The 17,710-nt window shown below is 30.9% G+C and carries 19 protein-coding genes; 14 read left to right on the top strand and 5 right to left on the bottom strand.

The window, feature by feature from the left end; genetic code table 11:
- Positions 1 to 76: 76 nt before the first annotated feature.
- Positions 77 to 577 (bottom strand): TrmH family RNA methyltransferase, encoded by a 501-nt coding sequence (locus tag Q0998_RS16310; protein WP_299671751.1) that lies wholly within the window; start codon positions 575 to 577, stop codon positions 77 to 79.
- A 32-nt stretch (positions 578 to 609) separates the two neighbouring features.
- Positions 610 to 1,494 carry an AraC family transcriptional regulator gene (locus tag Q0998_RS16305; protein ID WP_299671749.1) on the bottom strand — a complete coding sequence of 295 codons (885 nt, stop codon included), beginning with the start codon at positions 1,492 to 1,494 and terminating at the stop codon, positions 610 to 612.
- 205 nt (positions 1,495 to 1,699) lie between these two features.
- Here Q0998_RS16305 and hemA point away from each other — a divergent pair, with 205 nt between their 5' ends.
- The 11 genes from hemA to hemF all read left to right on the top strand — a co-directional run bounded on the left by hemA (position 1,700) and on the right by hemF (position 12,246).
- Complete coding sequence (gene hemA / locus Q0998_RS16300; RefSeq protein WP_299671747.1) at positions 1,700 to 2,935, top strand: glutamyl-tRNA reductase; 1,236 nt, start codon at positions 1,700 to 1,702, stop codon at positions 2,933 to 2,935.
- A gap of 10 nt (positions 2,936 to 2,945) precedes the next feature.
- A complete protein-coding gene (gene hemC / locus Q0998_RS16295) occupies positions 2,946 to 4,541 on the top strand; it encodes a hydroxymethylbilane synthase (protein ID WP_299671745.1) in 1,596 nt (531 codons plus the stop codon).
- Positions 4,542 to 4,624: 83 nt separating this feature from the next.
- Positions 4,625 to 5,590 carry a porphobilinogen synthase gene (hemB, locus tag Q0998_RS16290; protein WP_299671743.1) on the top strand — a complete coding sequence of 322 codons (966 nt, stop codon included), beginning with the start codon at positions 4,625 to 4,627 and terminating at the stop codon, positions 5,588 to 5,590.
- 66 nt (positions 5,591 to 5,656) lie between these two features.
- The gene (locus Q0998_RS16285; protein WP_299671741.1) at positions 5,657 to 6,652 is read left to right on the top strand and encodes a PDDEXK nuclease domain-containing protein; all 996 of its coding nucleotides are present in this window, start codon (positions 5,657 to 5,659) and stop codon (positions 6,650 to 6,652) included.
- 64 nt (positions 6,653 to 6,716) lie between these two features.
- Complete coding sequence (hemL, locus tag Q0998_RS16280; protein ID WP_299671739.1) at positions 6,717 to 8,012, top strand: glutamate-1-semialdehyde 2,1-aminomutase; 1,296 nt, start codon at positions 6,717 to 6,719, stop codon at positions 8,010 to 8,012.
- 138 nt (positions 8,013 to 8,150) lie between these two features.
- A complete protein-coding gene (locus Q0998_RS19420; RefSeq protein ID WP_366943666.1) occupies positions 8,151 to 8,321 on the top strand; it encodes a GxxExxY protein in 171 nt (56 codons plus the stop codon).
- A gap of 74 nt (positions 8,322 to 8,395) precedes the next feature.
- Complete coding sequence (locus Q0998_RS19415) at positions 8,396 to 8,527, top strand: GxxExxY protein (RefSeq protein ID WP_366943665.1); 132 nt, start codon at positions 8,396 to 8,398, stop codon at positions 8,525 to 8,527.
- Positions 8,528 to 8,637: 110 nt separating this feature from the next.
- Positions 8,638 to 9,663, top strand: a complete 1,026-nt coding sequence (gene hemE, locus Q0998_RS16270) for a uroporphyrinogen decarboxylase (RefSeq protein ID WP_299671763.1) — start codon at positions 8,638 to 8,640, stop codon at positions 9,661 to 9,663.
- A gap of 2 nt (positions 9,664 to 9,665) precedes the next feature.
- On the top strand, positions 9,666 to 10,154 hold the full coding sequence (locus tag Q0998_RS16265; RefSeq protein ID WP_299671737.1) for a hypothetical protein: 489 nt from the start codon (positions 9,666 to 9,668) through the stop codon (positions 10,152 to 10,154).
- A 253-nt stretch (positions 10,155 to 10,407) separates the two neighbouring features.
- Positions 10,408 to 10,596 carry a coproporphyrinogen III oxidase gene (locus Q0998_RS16260; protein WP_299671761.1) on the top strand — a complete coding sequence of 63 codons (189 nt, stop codon included), beginning with the start codon at positions 10,408 to 10,410 and terminating at the stop codon, positions 10,594 to 10,596.
- A gap of 738 nt (positions 10,597 to 11,334) precedes the next feature.
- Positions 11,335 to 12,246, top strand: coding sequence for an oxygen-dependent coproporphyrinogen oxidase (gene hemF, locus Q0998_RS16250; protein WP_299671759.1), 912 nt, complete (start codon positions 11,335 to 11,337; stop codon positions 12,244 to 12,246).
- An 87-nt stretch (positions 12,247 to 12,333) separates the two neighbouring features.
- On the opposite strand, the gene Q0998_RS16245 is transcribed toward hemF, so the two are convergent.
- Both Q0998_RS16245 and Q0998_RS16240 read right to left on the bottom strand, forming a co-directional pair.
- On the bottom strand, positions 12,334 to 13,590 hold the full coding sequence (locus tag Q0998_RS16245) for a hypothetical protein (protein ID WP_299671736.1): 1,257 nt from the start codon (positions 13,588 to 13,590) through the stop codon (positions 12,334 to 12,336).
- A 15-nt stretch (positions 13,591 to 13,605) separates the two neighbouring features.
- A complete protein-coding gene (locus Q0998_RS16240; protein WP_299671734.1) occupies positions 13,606 to 14,181 on the bottom strand; it encodes a YceI family protein in 576 nt (191 codons plus the stop codon).
- 159 nt (positions 14,182 to 14,340) lie between these two features.
- Between Q0998_RS16240 and Q0998_RS16235 the strand changes: the two genes are divergently transcribed.
- The 3 genes from Q0998_RS16235 to Q0998_RS16225 all read left to right on the top strand — a co-directional run bounded on the left by Q0998_RS16235 (position 14,341) and on the right by Q0998_RS16225 (position 16,907).
- Positions 14,341 to 14,526, top strand: coding sequence for a hypothetical protein (locus Q0998_RS16235; RefSeq protein ID WP_299671732.1), 186 nt, complete (start codon positions 14,341 to 14,343; stop codon positions 14,524 to 14,526).
- 188 nt (positions 14,527 to 14,714) lie between these two features.
- The gene (locus tag Q0998_RS16230; protein WP_299671730.1) at positions 14,715 to 16,043 is read left to right on the top strand and encodes a dihydrolipoamide acetyltransferase family protein; all 1,329 of its coding nucleotides are present in this window, start codon (positions 14,715 to 14,717) and stop codon (positions 16,041 to 16,043) included.
- A gap of 126 nt (positions 16,044 to 16,169) precedes the next feature.
- A complete protein-coding gene (locus tag Q0998_RS16225; protein WP_299671728.1) occupies positions 16,170 to 16,907 on the top strand; it encodes a DUF6263 family protein in 738 nt (245 codons plus the stop codon).
- A 58-nt stretch (positions 16,908 to 16,965) separates the two neighbouring features.
- On the opposite strand, the gene Q0998_RS16220 is transcribed toward Q0998_RS16225, so the two are convergent.
- Positions 16,966 to 17,652, bottom strand: a complete 687-nt coding sequence (locus Q0998_RS16220; RefSeq protein ID WP_299671726.1) for a GNAT family N-acetyltransferase — start codon at positions 17,650 to 17,652, stop codon at positions 16,966 to 16,968.
- Positions 17,653 to 17,710: the final 58 nt, after the last annotated feature.

Here is a 17,710-nt window from a genome sequence, read left to right as displayed (position 1 = left end):
TCTTTCTCCTTTTTATTAATATCTATCTAATATAAATACTTTAATCCATATCCTTTTGCAAACATAGGATGACAAACTATTTCATTTGATTTGTAATTTCATACAGTGTAATTGCCAAACTATGTATCACATTCATACTAGAGTTTCTGCCAAACATAGGTATTGCAACGGTATAATCTACCAAATCAATATTTTCAATTCCGTTTCTTTCACTCCCTAAAAGTAATACGATTTTTTTATGATTTTTAAAATTGAAATCTTGAATATTGATACTTTTATCAGTAATTTCTATTCCTATAATTGTGTTTTCTTCTTGTTTTAATTTATTGATGATTTCCGTAAAATCACTATAAACTGCATGTTCAATTTGATTGACTGTATTTCTCGCAGTTTTTTTAACAATTCTATTTTCAGTTGAAGGTGAATTCTCATGGAAATAGATTTTTTCAACACCAAAGCTTTCAGAAATTCGGAAACACATTCCTATATTTTCTGGTGTTCTAATGGCGTCACAAACAATGGTAATTGGAAATTGTTGTTGCTTATTTTCTATATCGAAATGTGTGAGTTGTTTCAATTTATTTTTTTCTAACTTCTAACTTCTAACTTCTAACCTTGCAAGCTCATTACATATTTCTTAGGCGTTGTACCAAATTTCTTCTTAAATGCAGCAATAAAATGACTCGCTGTACTGTAGCCGACTTGCAAACCAACTTCATTTACATTAAATTGATTGCTTTCTAACAATTTACGGGCATGTTCCATTTTGTAGTCAAACAAAAAACTATAAACAGTATCACCATAAATTTGTTTAAAACCTTCTTTCAATTTTTTTAAACTCAAACCAATTTCGTTTGCTAATTCTTGCAAACTTGGGGGTTCAGACATTCTAGAAATAATTATTTCTTTCGCTTTTCTAATTTTTAATACATTTTGTTCATCCACCAAAAAAGGACAATATTCACCAGCAGCACTTTCTTCTTTTTGAAAATGCAAACTTAACAATTCGTAAGTTTTACCTTTTACGTACAATTCCCGAATAGAACTATTACTATTAGAATTGATAATTTGCTGTAAAACAATAGAAACAGTAGGTTTTATTTCCGTATCGTCATAATATTTTTTATTGCTATTTTCATCACTTAAAAAAGGAATGTACCCAGATTCTTTAGAAAACAACGAGTGAAATTTCTCAATAGAAATTAATAACGAAACCAATGTGGTTTTAGGTTGAATTTCTAGATGAATGGGTAATGTTCTTTGCGGGTTGTATAATAAAATAGATCTGTTGTCTAAAACATCAAAAGAATAAGAACCGTCGTTGAATAAAAATTTAGAACTACCACGCAAACAGAAATGCATTTGAATAAAAGCGCTGTCTATTTCTCGTTCAAAATTTATTTTCTTTTTGCTTTCATTCTGAAAATGAAGAACATAAAAACCTTTTTCTAAGGTAATTTCATCAAAAGAACTTTCTCCGACATTTTTAAACATAATTGAATGAATTTTTTAAATTCCTTTTATTTAGAATCATTCTATATTAAAATGATGTTATTACTCGTAAACGCTACAAAAATAAGGTTTTTTACAAGTTTTTTGATAAAAATATCATTAAAAAACATAGAACGTTATTAAAAGTTCTTTAAGCGATACTTTTTTGTGTTTGTTGTTTTTATTTTTGCAACATCTTTTACCGTTTATGAAGGAACTACAACAAGAACATTTTTATAATATTGGAGTTAGCTATAAAAAGGCCGACGCAGAAACGCGTGGCAAATTCTCAGTTTCTAAAGAAAACCAGACTGCACTTTTAAATGCAGCTAAAGAAAAAGGCATTGCTTCTATTTTTATAATTTCAACTTGTAACAGAACAGAGATATTTGGTTTTGTAAATCGTCCTTGTTTATTAATAGAATTACTATGCGATTTTTCTGAAGGCACAGTGCAAGAGTTTAATACGATTTCTAACGTTTATAAAGACCAAGATGCCATTAGTCACTTATTTAGAATTGGTACAGGTTTAGAAAGTCAGATTTTAGGCGATTATGAAATTGTTGGTCAACTAAGACAATCTTTTAAGATGGCACAACAGTTAAAAACGACTAATTCTTATATAGAGCGTTTGGTAAACTGTGTTTTACAAGCGAGCAAAAAAATTAAAACCGACACAAAATTAAGTTCAGGAACTACTTCAGTTTCCTATGCTGCGGTTCAATACATCATAAAAAACTTACCAGACTACAATTCTAAAAATATTTTAGTTTTTGGTTTGGGTAAAATGGGAAAACATACTTGTAAAAACTTAGCAGAATATACTCAAAACAAATCTGTTTGCTTAATCAATAGAACAGAAGAAAAAACAACTGAATTTGTAAAAGAGCATGCTTCTATTCGAAAATCTGTGATAGAAAATTTATCTGATGAAATTAAAAAAGCAGATGTTTTAATTGTTTCTACAGGTGCAGAAAAACCAACAATTACTAAGAATCATATAGATGATGCTAAAGAATTATTGATTTTAGATTTGTCGATGCCAGAAAATGTATCAAAAGATATTACAGATTTTAAAGATGTTTCTTTAGTAAATGTTGATGAACTTTCTAAAATAACGGATGAAACTTTAGCTGTTCGTCTAAAAGAAGTTCCGTTTGCAGAAAAAATCATAGAAACACATAAAAAAGAATTTAATAGTTGGTTAAATCACAGAAGATTTACACCTGCAATTGCTGCTTTAAAGGAATCTTTAGAGATTATTAAAAAAGATGAAATTAATTTTCAAAAAAAGAAAATTAGTAATTTTGATGAAAATCAAGCAGAAATCTTAACTTCACGTTTCATTCAAAAAATTACCACACAGTTTGTAAAACATTTAAAAGACGAAGAAACTTCTGTTACAGAAAGTATTGAAGTTATTCAAAAAGTGTTTCAATCTTAACCAAAATTCAATGCAAAAAATAATAAGAATAGGAACTCGCGATAGCCAATTAGCGCTTTGGCAAGCTAAAAAAGTACGCGAAAAATTAACAGAATTAGGCTACGAATCAGTTTTAGTTCCCATAAAATCTACAGGAGATATTATTTTGGATAAACCTTTGTATGAATTAGGAATTACGGGGATTTTTACAAAGAATTTAGATATTGCCATGTTAAATGGAGATATTGATATTGCCGTACATTCTTTAAAAGATGTACCAACTGCTTTGCCAGAAGGAATTGTACAAGCTGCAGTTTTAAAACGTGGAAATTATAACGATATTTTAGTCTTAAAAGATACAGAAGAGTTTTTCGGACAACCAGGAGGCATAATTGCAACAGGAAGTTTACGAAGAAAAGCCATGTGGTTAAACAGATATCCAACGCATAAAGTTGAAGATTTAAGAGGAAACGTAAATACGCGTTTGCAAAAATTAGAAGATAGCGAAACTTGGAATGGAGCCGTTTTTGCTGCTGCAGGTTTAGAAAGATTAGGAATTAGACCGCAAGATTCTGTAGATTTATCTTGGATGACTTCTGCACCAGGACAAGGAACAATGATGATTGCCGCTTTAGAAAAAGACGATTATGTTTTAGATGCTTGTGAACAATTAAATGATTATGAAACGAAAGTTTGTGTAGGTATAGAACGTGAGTTTTTAAGGCTATTAGAAGGTGGTTGTACAGCTCCAATTGGTGCTTTGGCTTATGTTGATGCAAGAACTGAAGAAATTAATTTCACAGGTGTTTTGCTAAAAAAAGATGGTTCTAAAAAATTAACGGTTAAGAAAACAGCCAAATTAGGAAGTCATAAATTTTTAGCGAAAGATTGTGCAGATTATATTATCAATAGAGGCGGACGAGAAATCATTATGTCTGATATTGAAGGAGAATCTTTGGTGAAAAGCAATGTATATTCCACTAAAAAATTATCTGAAATTCAGAAGAAAATGCTACCGAATGCTATCGGAATTAAAGATAGCGATTTTATTAAAATTCGTTTTAATAGAATTCCAGCAAAGGCAATGAAAAATCAACACGAAAACGTGGTGATCACGAGTCAGAATGGGGTAGAAGCCATTTTGAACTCTTTTACAAAAGATGAAATTAAATTCAAAAATATTTTTTGTGTTGGTAGAAGAACCAAAAAACTGATTGAAAACAGAATAGGTAAAGTTGCGCATGTTTCAAAAAATGCCCTAAAACTGGCAGAATATATTTCTAAAGAAACTAAAATTAAAAAGGTAACCTATTTTTGTAGTAACGTAAGATTAGATGTTTTACCTACCTATTTACAAGCACATGATATTGTTGTAAATGAAGTAGAAGCCTACAAAACAATGTTAAGCTCAGAGAAGATAGAAGATGATGTTACCGGCGTTTTGTTTTTCAGTCCTTCAGGAATTGAAAGTTATTTACAAGAAAATGCAACAGATAAAACTGCTTTTTGTATTGGTGAAACTACCGCATTAGAAGCAAGAAAGCATTTTAAAAATGTGCAAGTTGCCAATATGCCAGATGTAGAGAGTGTGTTAGAATTGGTGAACAACCATTATTTAGAAAATTAAATATTCAATAATGTCTCCTCGAGCGCAGTCGAGAGGTTAATTTAGTTCTCGACTGCGCTCGAACGGACAATAAACTTTTAGAAATGTTTAGAACTCGTAGATTAAGAAAAACAGAAGGAATCCGCAGATTAGTAAGAGAAACCAAATTGTCTGTAGATGATTTTGTATATCCTTTATTTATTGAAGAAGGCGAAAATATTGAAACAGAAATTATTTCAATGCCAGGCATCAAACGTTTCTCTTTGGATCGAATTTCGAAAGAATTAGATGAGGTTGTTTCTTTAAATATTCCTGCAGTTTTATTGTTTGGAATTCCATCAAATAAAGACGAAGAAGGCACAGAAACTTGGAATGAAAACGGAATTATGCAACAAGCCATTCGCTTTATCAAAAAGAAGTATCCCAATTTATATGTAATTACTGATGTTTGTTTTTGCGAATATACTTCTCATGGTCATTGTGGAATTATTCATGAGAATGATGTAGACAATGATGCAACTTTGGTAAATATCGCAAAGCAGGTTATTTCGCACGCTAGAGCAGGAGTAGACATGGTGGCACCATCTGGAATGATGGATGGAACAATTGATATGGTTCGTGAATCTTTAGACAATACAGGTTTTGCAAACTTGCCAATTATGGCCTATGCTGTAAAATATGCCTCTGCATTTTATGGTCCTTTTAGAGACGCTGCAGATTCAGCGCCCAGTTTTGGTGACAGAAGAACTTATCAAATGGATCCTGCAAATAGAGATGAAGGTATGCGTGAAGCAACTTTTGACGATCAAGAAGGCGCAGATATTTTAATGGTAAAACCAGCCTTGTCTTATTTAGATATCATTAGAGATTTAAAAAATAATTTTGATAGACCAATTGCATGCTATAATGTAAGTGGAGAATATGCAATGATAAAAGCTGCAGCAGAAAAAGGTTGGATTGACGGTGAAAAAGTAATGCTAGAAAGTTTACTCTCTATGAAAAGAGCGGGAGCAGATATTATTATTACGTATTTTGCGAAGGAAGCAGCAAGGGTTTTGCTGAAGCGTTAAACTTTTTAATCGTGTAATTGTTCAATAATTACACAATTAAACAAATAAAAATAAACATTAAATATTATGACTTTACTTTCCCAAACATTTATAAATGCTATTAGGGAAATAATAGTAAATGCACAAAAGCACGCAGTAACTGCTATTCAGCAACAACGTGTTTTAATGTACTGGCATATTGGTCATCATATTGTGGAAGAAGAACAGCAAGGAAAAACTCGTGCAGATTATGGTTCAGAGTTAATAAAAACGCTTTCTAAAGAATTGACTAAAGATTTTGGTTCTGGTTTTTCATTTAGACAGCTTAATTTTTGTAGACAATTTTTTATAGCTTTTCCAATTATGAACGCACTGCGTTCACAATTGAATTGGACACAATATCGATTATTACTTCGTATTGAAAGTGAAGATAAAAGAACCTATTATATAGAAGAATCTTGTAATAATAATTGGAGTGCAAGACAGTTAGAAAGACAAATAAATAGTCAGTTATATGAGCGTTTATTGTTAAGTAACGATAAAGAAAAAGTTTTAGCAATCGCTAAAAAAGAAGCAATAGTAGAACACCCAAAGGATATTATAAAAGACCCTATGGTTTTAGAGTTTTTAGGTTTGCAACCACAGGCTTCTTATTACGAAAAAGATTTAGAACAGTTATTAATTAGCAACATACAGAGTTTTCTTTTAGAATTGGGAAATGGTTTTTCTTTTGTATCAAGACAAAAACGCATACAAATAGAGGATGATGAGTATTTTGTAGATTTAGTTTTTTACAATAGATTGCTAAAATGTTTTGTTATAATAGAAATAAAAACTCATAAATTAACACATCAAGATTTAGGACAATTGCAGATGTATGTTAATTATTACGATAGAACAGAAAAGCAACAAGAAGAAAATAATACGATTGGTATTTTATTATGCACAGACAAAAATAATACAATGGTTGAATTTGCATTACCAGAAAAAAATGCAACTATTTTAGCAAGTCAATATCAATTGTATTTGCCAAAAAAGGAAGAAATTACAAAAGCTATTTCACATATTTTAGAAGATAAATAGGAAATCAACTAGTTTTTATCTAAAAAATAAATAGCAATTTGTAGATTACCAAAAGCTTAAATAAATGAAATTCAAAAAATCAGAAAAATTATATAATAAAGGATTAAAACACTTAGTTGGAGCAGTAAATTCTCCAGTAAGAGCCTTTTCTTCTGTGGGTGGAAATCCGTTGTTTATAAAAAAAGCAAAAGGAAGTAAAATTACAGATGTTGATGGAAATGAATATGTAGATTTAGTACTGTCTTATGGACCAATGGTTTTAGGACACCGCCATAAAGCCGTAGAAAAAGCAGCTAAAAAGGCCTTAAAGAAAGGATATTCTTTTGGAGCATCTACAGAGGCTGAAATAAGATTAGCCAAAATAGTTTGCGATGCTTTTCCAGAAATGGACAAAGTTCGTTTTGTAAATTCTGGAACAGAAGCGGTTTTAAGCGCCGTTCGTTTGGCAAGAGCATTTACAGGAAAAGATAAAATTATCAAATTCTCGGGTTGTTATCATGGGCATCAAGATTCATTATTAGTAGCAGCTGGTTCTGGCTTGGCAACCTTAAGTTTACCAGGTTCTAAAGGAGTTCCTGAAGGAGCTGTAAAAAACACGTTAATTGCTGAATATAATAATTTAGAAAGTGTAAAAAAGCATTTTGAAAAACACGATGATATTGCTGGGGTAATTATTGAACCCATCTGTGGGAATATGGGCGTTGTAATTCCTCAAAATGATTTTTTAATTAAATTAAAAAAATATTTAGAAACAAAAGGAGCATTGTTAATTGCTGATGAAGTAATGACAGGCTTCCGTTCTAAATTTGGTGGCGCGCAGGAACTATTAGGTGTTACCGCAGACATCACTTGTTTAGGAAAAGTAATTGGTGGTGGTTTTCCTGTAGGAGCTTATGGTGCAAGAAACGAAATCATGCAAGAAGTGGCACCTTTAGGTGGTATGTATCAAGCAGGAACGTTGAGTGGAAATCCGATTGCAATGGCAGGAGGAATTTCAACTTTAACAGAATTAAAAAGACAAAATCCGTATGAGCAATTTAATGAAACGGCACATATTTTAGAAGTGATATTATTAGAAACTGCTAAAAAATATAGTGTTGACTTAGTAGTCAATAGATTCGGTTCTATGATGAATCCTTTTTTTACTAAAGATGTGGTGACTAATTTTGAGGAAGCACAATCATCAGACACAAAAAAGTTTGCAGTGTTCTTTTGGGAAATGATAAAAAATGGGGTGTTTTTACCACCAAGTCAATTTGAAGCTTGGTTTTTGTCATCAGCAATTACAGACAAAGACATAAAAAAAGTAGCAGAAGCGGTTGATAAAGCAATGTTGGCGGTTTCTCAAATGAAAGATTAAAGATTAACTGCAAAGACGGAAAGAAAAGCACAGAGATCGCAAGGCCTTTTAAGCATAATACATGCTTTGCGCTCTTCGCGAAAAAACTTTGCGTCTCTGCGGTAAAAAAATAGCAATTTTGCGTTTAAATCAAGGTAAATGACTGAGGACGAAATTTCTAAAATTATTGTAGACTGTGCTCTAAAAGTCCATCGAACTTTAGGTCCTGGTCTTTTAGAAAGTTCCTATGAAGAATGCTTGTTTTATGAATTAAAAAAGAGAAATTTAAAAGTAGAAAAACAAAAAGCATTGCCTTTAATTTACGAATAAGTAAAATTAAATGTAGGTTATAGCATAGATTTAATTGTTGAAGACAAAGTGATTGTAGAATTGAATCTGTTGAAATGATAAATAATGTTCATTTAGCGCAAGTTCTAACCTATTTAAAATTGTCAGAATGTAAATTAGGGTTATTAATCAATTTTAACGTTGCTTTAATAAAACACGGAATTAAAAGAGTAGTAAATAATTTATAAATAAAAAAAACAGCGAAGACACAAAGGAGCGCGCAAAGTACGCTAAGAAATAGTTGCAAAACCTTTGCGAACTCTGCAAAAAAAACTTAGCGCCTCTGCGTTTAATTATGATGATAAAAAACAATTTATTTTTAAGAGCATTAAAAGGAGAAACAGTAGATAGACCACCCGTTTGGATGATGCGTCAAGCAGGAAGGTATTTACCAGAATTTATGGAAATCAAGAAAAAGTACGATTTCTTTACACGCTGTAGAACTCCAGAATTGGCATCCGAAATTACAGTGCAACCCATTCGTAGATACGGAATGGATGCAGCGATTCTATTTTGCGATATTTTGGTGATACCACAAGCCATGAATATCGAAGTGGAAATGAAACCTAATTTTGGACCTTATTTACCAAATCCTATCAGGAATCAAAAAGATTTAGATTCAGTGATTATTCCTGATGTATATCAAGAATTGGGCTATGTTATGGAAGCGATCAAAGCAACCAAAGAAAAGTTAAATGATGATATTCCACTAATTGGTTTTGCGGGTTCACCTTGGACAATCTTGTGTTATTGTGTGCAAGGTCAGGGTTCTAAAAACTTTGATAAAGCCAAAGAATTGTGTTTTACAAATCCGATTGTAGCGCATTCTTTACTTCAAAAAATTACAGATACAACCATTGCTTATTTAAAAGCAAAGGTTGAAGCTGGAGTGGATGCTGTTCAGATTTTTGATTCTTGGGGAGGAATGTTATCTCCAGTAGATTATCAAGAATTTTCTTGGCAATACATGCAGCAAATAATTGATGCTCTAAAAGAGATTACTCCAGTAATTGCTTTTGGAAAAGGTTGTTGGTTTGCTTTAGATAAAATGTCAAAATCAGGAGCTTCTGCTTTGGGTGTAGATTGGACATGTTCTGCAAGAAATGCACGTTATTTATCGGGTGGAAATATTACGTTACAGGGTAATTTTGATCCCTCAAGATTGTTATCTCCACCATTAGAAATTAAAAAAATGGTGCATCAAATGATTAACGACTTTGGGAAGGATAAATATATTGTGAATTTAGGGCACGGAATTCTACCAAACATTCCAATCGACAATGCAAAAGCATTTGTAGATGCTGTAAAAGAATATAAAGCATAACCATGAACTTTTGGAACATTCTTAAAGGATTGAAATATGACCAGATTGCCAGTTTATCGGTATGGTTTGTAAAACATCCTATATTTATGTTTGCAACTATTAGAGCTACATTTTTAACCATGAAGATTGCTCAAAAAGAATTTCCTTATATACACGGAGAACATAACAAAGCAAATGCTTTCCGCCATGCGCTATGGAATTTATTAATAGCAAATCAAAGTATAAAATTTAGTACTAAAATAGATGCTGTTTTAAACTGGACAAAAAAAATTACAGATTGGCATGAAGAATTTTCTCCAAATGAAAGAATGGCTGAATTGATGGATCTACATAACAACGCATTTGGAAGAAAAAAGTTTAGAGAATGGGGGGCAAAATCAAGAAATGAGTTTGTTATTTTATTAAAAAGTGAGCTTTCGAATGCTGTTTTAGTAAGAAAAGAATCTGACCTCAAAAATCTTGAAAACAACTTAATTTATTTAGAAAATTAAATTACAAACAGCATCTATTTATACAAATTTTTTAAAGACTTAAAGTTTAATAATGAAAGTTCAGTTTTATACATATATAGAACATTTTAATTTTATCTAATGCATAAAAATTTTAAAAATAAAGAAGAATACTTACAAGTTTCGAAAAAAGACTTTGTAGAACGTCTTGAAATTTTAGCAGAAAAGATACCTACAAGGTTTTTAAAACCTTGTAGGAAAATAAAATTTTGGTAAAAGACAAGTTTTTTTATACATAGAAAATCTTCAAAATACCATTACTTCAAAATTAAAAAAATTAGAGGGAGGTGCAAAATTTGAAGAAGACCTTTGGAAAAGACCAGAAGATGGTGGAGGAAGAGCTCGTGTAATTGAAAATGGAGCAATTTTTAAAAAGGATGCTATTTCAATCGCTAACGCACTTGTCTATAAGCAAAAGTTATGAAGAAAAGTTTTGTTGTTTTTTTAAACTTTAATAATATGTTCCTTTTTAACCTCCTGCAAGGTTTCAAAAACCTTGTAGGTATAATAAATAATTAAATCCAAATTTAAAATGAAGTTAGAAATTTTAGAAAAAGACGGTTTTTATCATGTTTATAATAGAGGTATTAATGGTAGTAATATTTTTAATAACGAAGAAAATAAACATTTTTTTTTAAAATTAGCATCTAAGTATATGCAAGAAAAAGTTACTTTTTTCTCTTATTGCTTATTAGATAATCATTATCATTTTTTAGTAAAAATAAACATTGATAATAAGGAGGTTACACAAGCATTTTCTAATTTTTTTAATGCGTATGCAAAAGCTTTTAATAAAAGTACTAGAAGAACAGGAAGTTTATTTGAAAAACACTTCAAAATAAAGAGAATTCAGGATAAAGAATATTTAAGAAACACTATAATTTATATTCATAGAAATCCTGAAAATCATAATTTAGTAAATAATTTTTCGGAATATAACTTTTCATCTTACAGCAAAATTATTTCTAACAATGCTATTTTAGTAGATGTAAATGCGGTGATTTCTTTATTTGAAGGTGTAGATAACTTTGTTTACACACACACAAATTTTCAAAATAAAGAAGAATACCTAAAAGGTCCGAAAAAAGACTTTGCAGAAAGTTTTGAAATTTTAGGAGAAAAAGATACCTACAAGGTTTTTGAAACCTTGCAGGAAAATAAAATTTCGCTAAAAGACAAGTTTTTTTCATACATAGAAAACCTCCAAGACACCATTACCTCTCAATTAGAAAAAATTGATGGAGGTGCAAAATTTGAAGAAGACCTTTGGAAAAGACCAGAAGGTGGCGGAGGAAGAACTCGCGTAATTGAAAATGGAGCAATTTTTGAAAAAGGTGGTGTAAATATTTCCAAAGTTTTTGGAGAATTGCCAGAAGCTCTAAGAAATCAATTTGGGGTTAAAGAAGGTGATTTTTTTGCCTGCGGATTGAGTTTGGTTTTACATCCTAAGAATCCTTTTGTGCCAACTGTACACGCAAATTGGCGCTATTTTGAAATGTATAACGAGCAAGGTGAAATTGTGACACAATGGTTTGGTGGTGGACAAGATTTAACACCTTATTATTTGTTTGAGGAGGATGCAACGCATTTTCATACCGTTTGTAAATTAGCTTGTGATAAGCACAACGCTGAATTTTATCCAAAATTTAAAGAAACTTGTGATACTTATTTCTGGAATACTCATAGAAATGAAGCACGTGGAATAGGAGGTTTGTTCTTCGATTATTTAAAAGAAACATCAGAATTTACAATTGAAGATAGATTCAACTTTGTAACAGAGGTTGGAGATAGCTTTTTAGAAAGTTATGTGCCTATTGTTCAGAAAAGAAAAGAAATTCAATATACAAGAAAGCACAAAGATTGGCAAGAAGTAAGAAGAGGGCGTTATGTAGAATTCAATTTGGTACATGATAGAGGAACGCTTTTCGGTCTAAAAACAAACGGTAGAATTGAGAGTATTTTGATGAGTTTACCACCAATTGTGCAGTGGAAATATGATCATCATCCAGAAGAAAATTCTGAAGAAGAAAGACTTTTAAAAGTTTTGGAAAACCCTAGAGATTGGATCGAGTAATGAAAAAAGAGACTGTTTAAAAAGTATTTTATATTCATTCAATAGAATAAACCAATATTTTTTAAACAGTCTCTTTTTAATAATTTTTTAGAAAGAAATTACCGCTTCAAATGCAATTCCTTTAAAATTAGCTCCTGCATATTTACTCGCTGCATCAAAATCGTTATAATCTTGGTTTACGTAAATAAGTTTACTCATCACATTGTTTGTTAAGAACCAACCGAAACCTGCTTCAACTCTATTGATACTTACTTTTTTAGCATCGGTATTTAGCAATTTTCCGCTTGCCGTGTTGTATTTAGCACCTAGATAAAATCGATCATCATATCCGAATCTGTAAACCACATCTCCAGCTATTTGATTCCAAGTTCTACTTTCAGAATTGGTGGCGCTGTCTCCACCATTTGCATTTTCATAAGTTCCAAAAAATTCTAATTTTTTATATTTAATAAAACTATTCAACATCAATGCTGTTAATTCTGATTTGAATCCAGGATTAAATCTACCCGCTCTAAAATCTGCATCCTCATCAACTGTTTGAATTACATTGTAAAAACGAGAACCTGTTCGGTCTCCAGAATACAAATACACACTTCTTAATTTATTAGAATGGTAAAAAGAACCCGTAAGTCGAACTCTTAGATCTTCATTTATTTGATTGTTATAGCCTATTTTTCCAATAATTGCAGGTGTTGTAGCATCTGGATGTGTTACATCTTGATTAAGTTTTCCGTTAGAAAATCCTCCCATAAAAAGAAAGTTGTTATGCACAAAATATAATTCTGCACCCACTTCAGTTACAAAAGCATCTAAGATATAGTTTCCAACAAACGGATTGTTAAATGCATTTGCGTTGTCTGATCTTCTAAAATGCGCATCACCATAATTATTTTCCATTTGACCAACTTTTATGGTGGCGTTTCTCATAAAATTAGACAACAATCCTTTTGAGATAAAATCTAATTTATCAATTTGTAAATAACCTCCTTTTACCCAAGTTTCATGATGGTGATTAGAAGCTAAGTACAATTCTAAATTTACACGCAAACCGTCTGCTAATTGAGCATCAATAGTCATGTTTGCTGTTGGTAAATTAAAATCAGAACCCAATTCAATTAAGTTATTTAAATCATTGCTATGGTTCAAACCTTGGAATTGTAGCGCGAAAGCACCTCCAATCCTTACTTTTAATTTATCAAAAGGCACATCGTCTTTCATTGGGTCAAAAATAGTAAGACTTTCTTTACCTCTTGGAACAAAGTTTTGTAGTTCTTGAGCCACTAAATTCTGAAAACCAATGGTGATTGCCAGAAAGAAAACTGTTGTAATAATTCGATTTTTCATGGTTGTTTGTGTTTATTATTCAAATGTTAAATTAAATTCTATAGTTATTTCGTCACCTGTTTTTATAGTTCCTAGTAATGCTTTTGGAGGCGTTATTCCAAAGTCAGTCATTTTTAGTTTATGTGCTCCTTTTAGCATGATAGATTCGCCTAGTTTATTAATTTTTGTATTCACAGCAACATTTTTAGTAACACCTGCAATAGATAAATCTCCCACTAATTTGATGTCTATAAAATTTGCATCTTCTTTTATAATTTCTCCTTTTTTAAAGAGGAATTTAATGATAGGATATTCGTCTGCTTTTAAAGCTTTGTATGTAAGTTTGTCCATTACCTTCTTACCACTTTTAATGCTTAGAACATCTACTTCTACAATTAAAGTTTCAATATGTACATCGTTTAGATTATTTACTGTAAATGCTACATCAGTTTTTTGAACAACACTTTCCCAGTCGTGTAGTGTAGAGGTTCCCTTGATTAAAACGGTGCTTGGTATTTTTATTCCCAGAATAACATTTTCAGTTACTTTTTGGGCTGTTATACTTCCAAAAAAACCTAGTAGAATAGTGAATAGGATAAATTTATTTTTCATTTTTTTTATTATTTGATACAACAAAATTATGGCTTAATTGATGTTTAAAGAATGACAAATATCATACTTCTATAAAATTCTTTGTAGCGTTCTTTTTTCTTATGTTAATGCAAGGTTGACGCTTCGTTTTTTTGCGTTGCAAATTCTAAATTTGTAGATATGATAGAGGAATTTGGGATGCTTTTAAAAGATACCATTTCGGGTACAGATTCTAAACAAGAAGCCAAAGACGATGCTGAAAGAGAATTGAATAGGGCAGAAAGCGAATTAGAAAGTGCGGAGAGAGAATTAAAGCGCGCAAAACTAGCATTAGAAAAATCAAAAAGAAGAATTAAAAACAATTAACTATTTATTGTTGATTTAATAAAGTAAAAGTTAAATTATAAGTTATTTTATAAAGTAACTTATTTTTTAGCTTTTAATTTTACGAATAATTTAATACAATTATAATTTCTAAACTATTTTTCATCACATTTCTTAGTGGAAAGTCATTCATTTTTTAGTATTTTTGCAATCTATAAAAATTGATAGGAATGGCAAGATTCGAGTTAAAATTACCAAAAATGGGAGAAAGCGTTGCAGAAGCAACCATTACTTCTTGGTTAAAAGATGTAGGTGACACTATAGAATTAGATGAAGCTGTTGTAGAAATTGCTACAGACAAAGTAGATTCTGAAGTACCCTCTGAAGTAGAAGGTACTTTGGTTGAAATTTTATTTCAACAAGATGAAGTGGTAGCTGTTGGAGAAACCATTGCAATAATAGAGATAGATGGAGACGATGATACATCTTCTAGTGACTCTAAAAAAGAAGAAGTTTCAAAAGAAGCTGCCGAAGTTGAAAAAACAGTCGAAAAAGCTATTGAAGTTGTGGCTACACCTATTGCTAAAATGTCAGATTCTGGTAAATTTTATTCTCCTTTAGTTAGAAATATTGCGCAAAAAGAAGGCATTTCTATCGAAGATTTAGAAACGATTTCTGGTACTGGTAAAGATGGCAGAGTTACAAAAGATGATATTTTATCATTTGTAGAAAATAGAAGTGCTTCACCAGCAATTGTTCAAGAGAAAACTGTTGAAGAAAAAACAATAAAACCAGTTCAGAAAGAAGCTAAAAAAGAAACTCAAAAAGCGGCACCTGTTTCTGTTAACGGAGAAGATGAAGTAGTAGAAATGACTAGAATGGGGAAATTGGTCTCTAAACACATGGTCAATTCTGTACAAACATCAGCTCATGTGCAATCTTTTATAGAAATTGATGTTACAAATATTGTAAAATGGCGTACAAAAGTAAAAGACGCTTTCTTTAAGAGAGAAGGTGAAAAATTGACTTTTACACCAATTTTAATGCATGCTGTTGCAAATACCATTAAAAAATATCCGATGATTAATATTGCTATTGATGGCGATCATATCATTAAAAAGAAAAATATTAATTTAGGGATGGCTGCTGCTTTACCAGACGGAAATTTAATTGTTCCTGTTATTAAAAATGCAGATCAACTGAATTTAGTCGGAATGACCAAAGCGGTAAATGATTTGGCAAATAGAGCAAGAAATAACGCCTTAAAGCCAGATGATATTCAAGGCGGAACTTATACTGTTACAAATGTTGGTAGTTTTGGTTCTGTGATGGGAACACCGATTATTAATCAACCACAAGTAGCAATTTTGGCTTTAGGTGCAATAAGAAAAGTACCTGCCGTGATTGAAACCCCTGATGGAGATTTTATAGGAATTAGACAAAAAATGTTTGTATCGCATTCTTACGATCATAGAGTTGTAAATGGTGCTTTAGGTGGCATGTTTATTAAAACCTTAAAAGAAACCTTAGAAGCTTGGGATGTACATCAAGATTTTTAAGAAAAATTTATAAATAGATTATTATAACGCTCAGTCTTTCTGAGCGTTTTTTGTTACTCAAGTTTTTTGTTTGTCTATTTTACTTTTATCTTAGCAAGATAAAAAACAATTAAAATGATAAAAATTATGAAAAGGAAAAAATTATTAATCTTATTCTTGGTTATTTCTACAACTGCTGCAATAGCTCAAGAATCTGTAAAATTAAGATTGAATTATAATAAAGGCGATAAGTACATTGTAAAAACAAAACAATCTTTAGATTCTAAAGCTATGGGAATGAACAATTCTACAAGTATGGTTATGGAAATTTTAGAGGTGAATGATGGTATTTTTACATCAGAAATGAAAGTAGAAAAAATTGTAATGGACATGATGCAAGGCGGTATGTTTATGGCTTATGACAGTTCTGCAAAAGAGGAAGACATCGATGAAATGGGGAAAATGCTAAAACCTCAGATAGACCCGATGTTAAAATTAGTGATAACCTCAAAGGTTGATAAGATGGGAAAGGTGATAAATGTTGACATAGCGCCTTCAACAATACCTAATGCAGAGCAATTTAAAACTCAAACAACCATTTCATTTCCTGAAAAAGCATTAAAAGTTGGAGGTGTTTGGAAGGATGAGAAAGAATCTCAAGGAGTAACCATAAAAACAACCTATACTGTTAAAGAAATTAAATCGAATATAGTGGTCTTATCAGCAACGGGAACAATGTCTGGAATTGCTGAAGGAACATTGACAGGTAATTTAGAAATTGATAAGAGTAGTGGCACAACTTTAAAGTCTATTATAAATACAGTAATGAATGCTCAAGGTCAGGAAATGAAGATGGAAATTACCACTTCAATGGAAAAAATGTAATATTTATTTTATTTTTATTAATATAAAAACCAGCGAAATTTGCTGGTTTTTTTATGAATTATTTTCTACTGTACAACCACCAATTCATATCTCTACTAATTTTATAGCCTAATTTTTCATAAAGCGGTATTGCTTTGTTTCCTTTATTGGTATGTAAAATGGGCAGTTTGTTTTCTTTTAAAATTTCTTTTGTGGTGTGAAAAATTAACTGTTTGGCATATCCTTTTCTAGTGTGTGCTGGGTGTGTAACTACAGAACTAACTTCAATAAAATCATCTGTTTGCATACGTTGCCCAGAAATAGCAATTAGTTTTTTATTTTTAAAAATCCCAAAGAATTTCCCCATTTCAAAGCCTCTTTTCTGATAAAACCCAGGCATTACCAACCAGATTAAATCATAAATTTCATTGATATGTTTTTCTGTTAGAGGTATGATATTTTCAGAAATTTCAATAGCAACTAAATTCTCTAATACCATTTGGCAACCGTCAATTTTTTTTTCTAGAACTACATTTTTAGTATCTATTAATGGCGTTTCATTTTCTGAAACTAAAAAGAATTTTTCAGCAATTGTTGCATATTCATTTAATGCTTTCGCAGTTTTAGTGGTATCAAAAAAGGCACCAAAATTATTTATTTCTGGATTGTAGAATTGTACACCATCAAATTCAATAAGAAATTTTTTATGTGTTTCATTTAAAGAATACCAAACAGGGTTTTTTAACTTTTCTTCTAATAGTTTCATATTTATAAGAATATAAAAACCAGCGAATTTCGCTGGTTTTCTATAAAATATATTTAAG

Origin of the sequence: uncultured Polaribacter sp. (genome assembly GCF_947501385.1) — a bacterium.
GTDB lineage: Bacteria > Bacteroidota > Bacteroidia > Flavobacteriales > Flavobacteriaceae > Polaribacter.
This window is presented reverse-complemented; position numbering and strand designations above follow the sequence as displayed.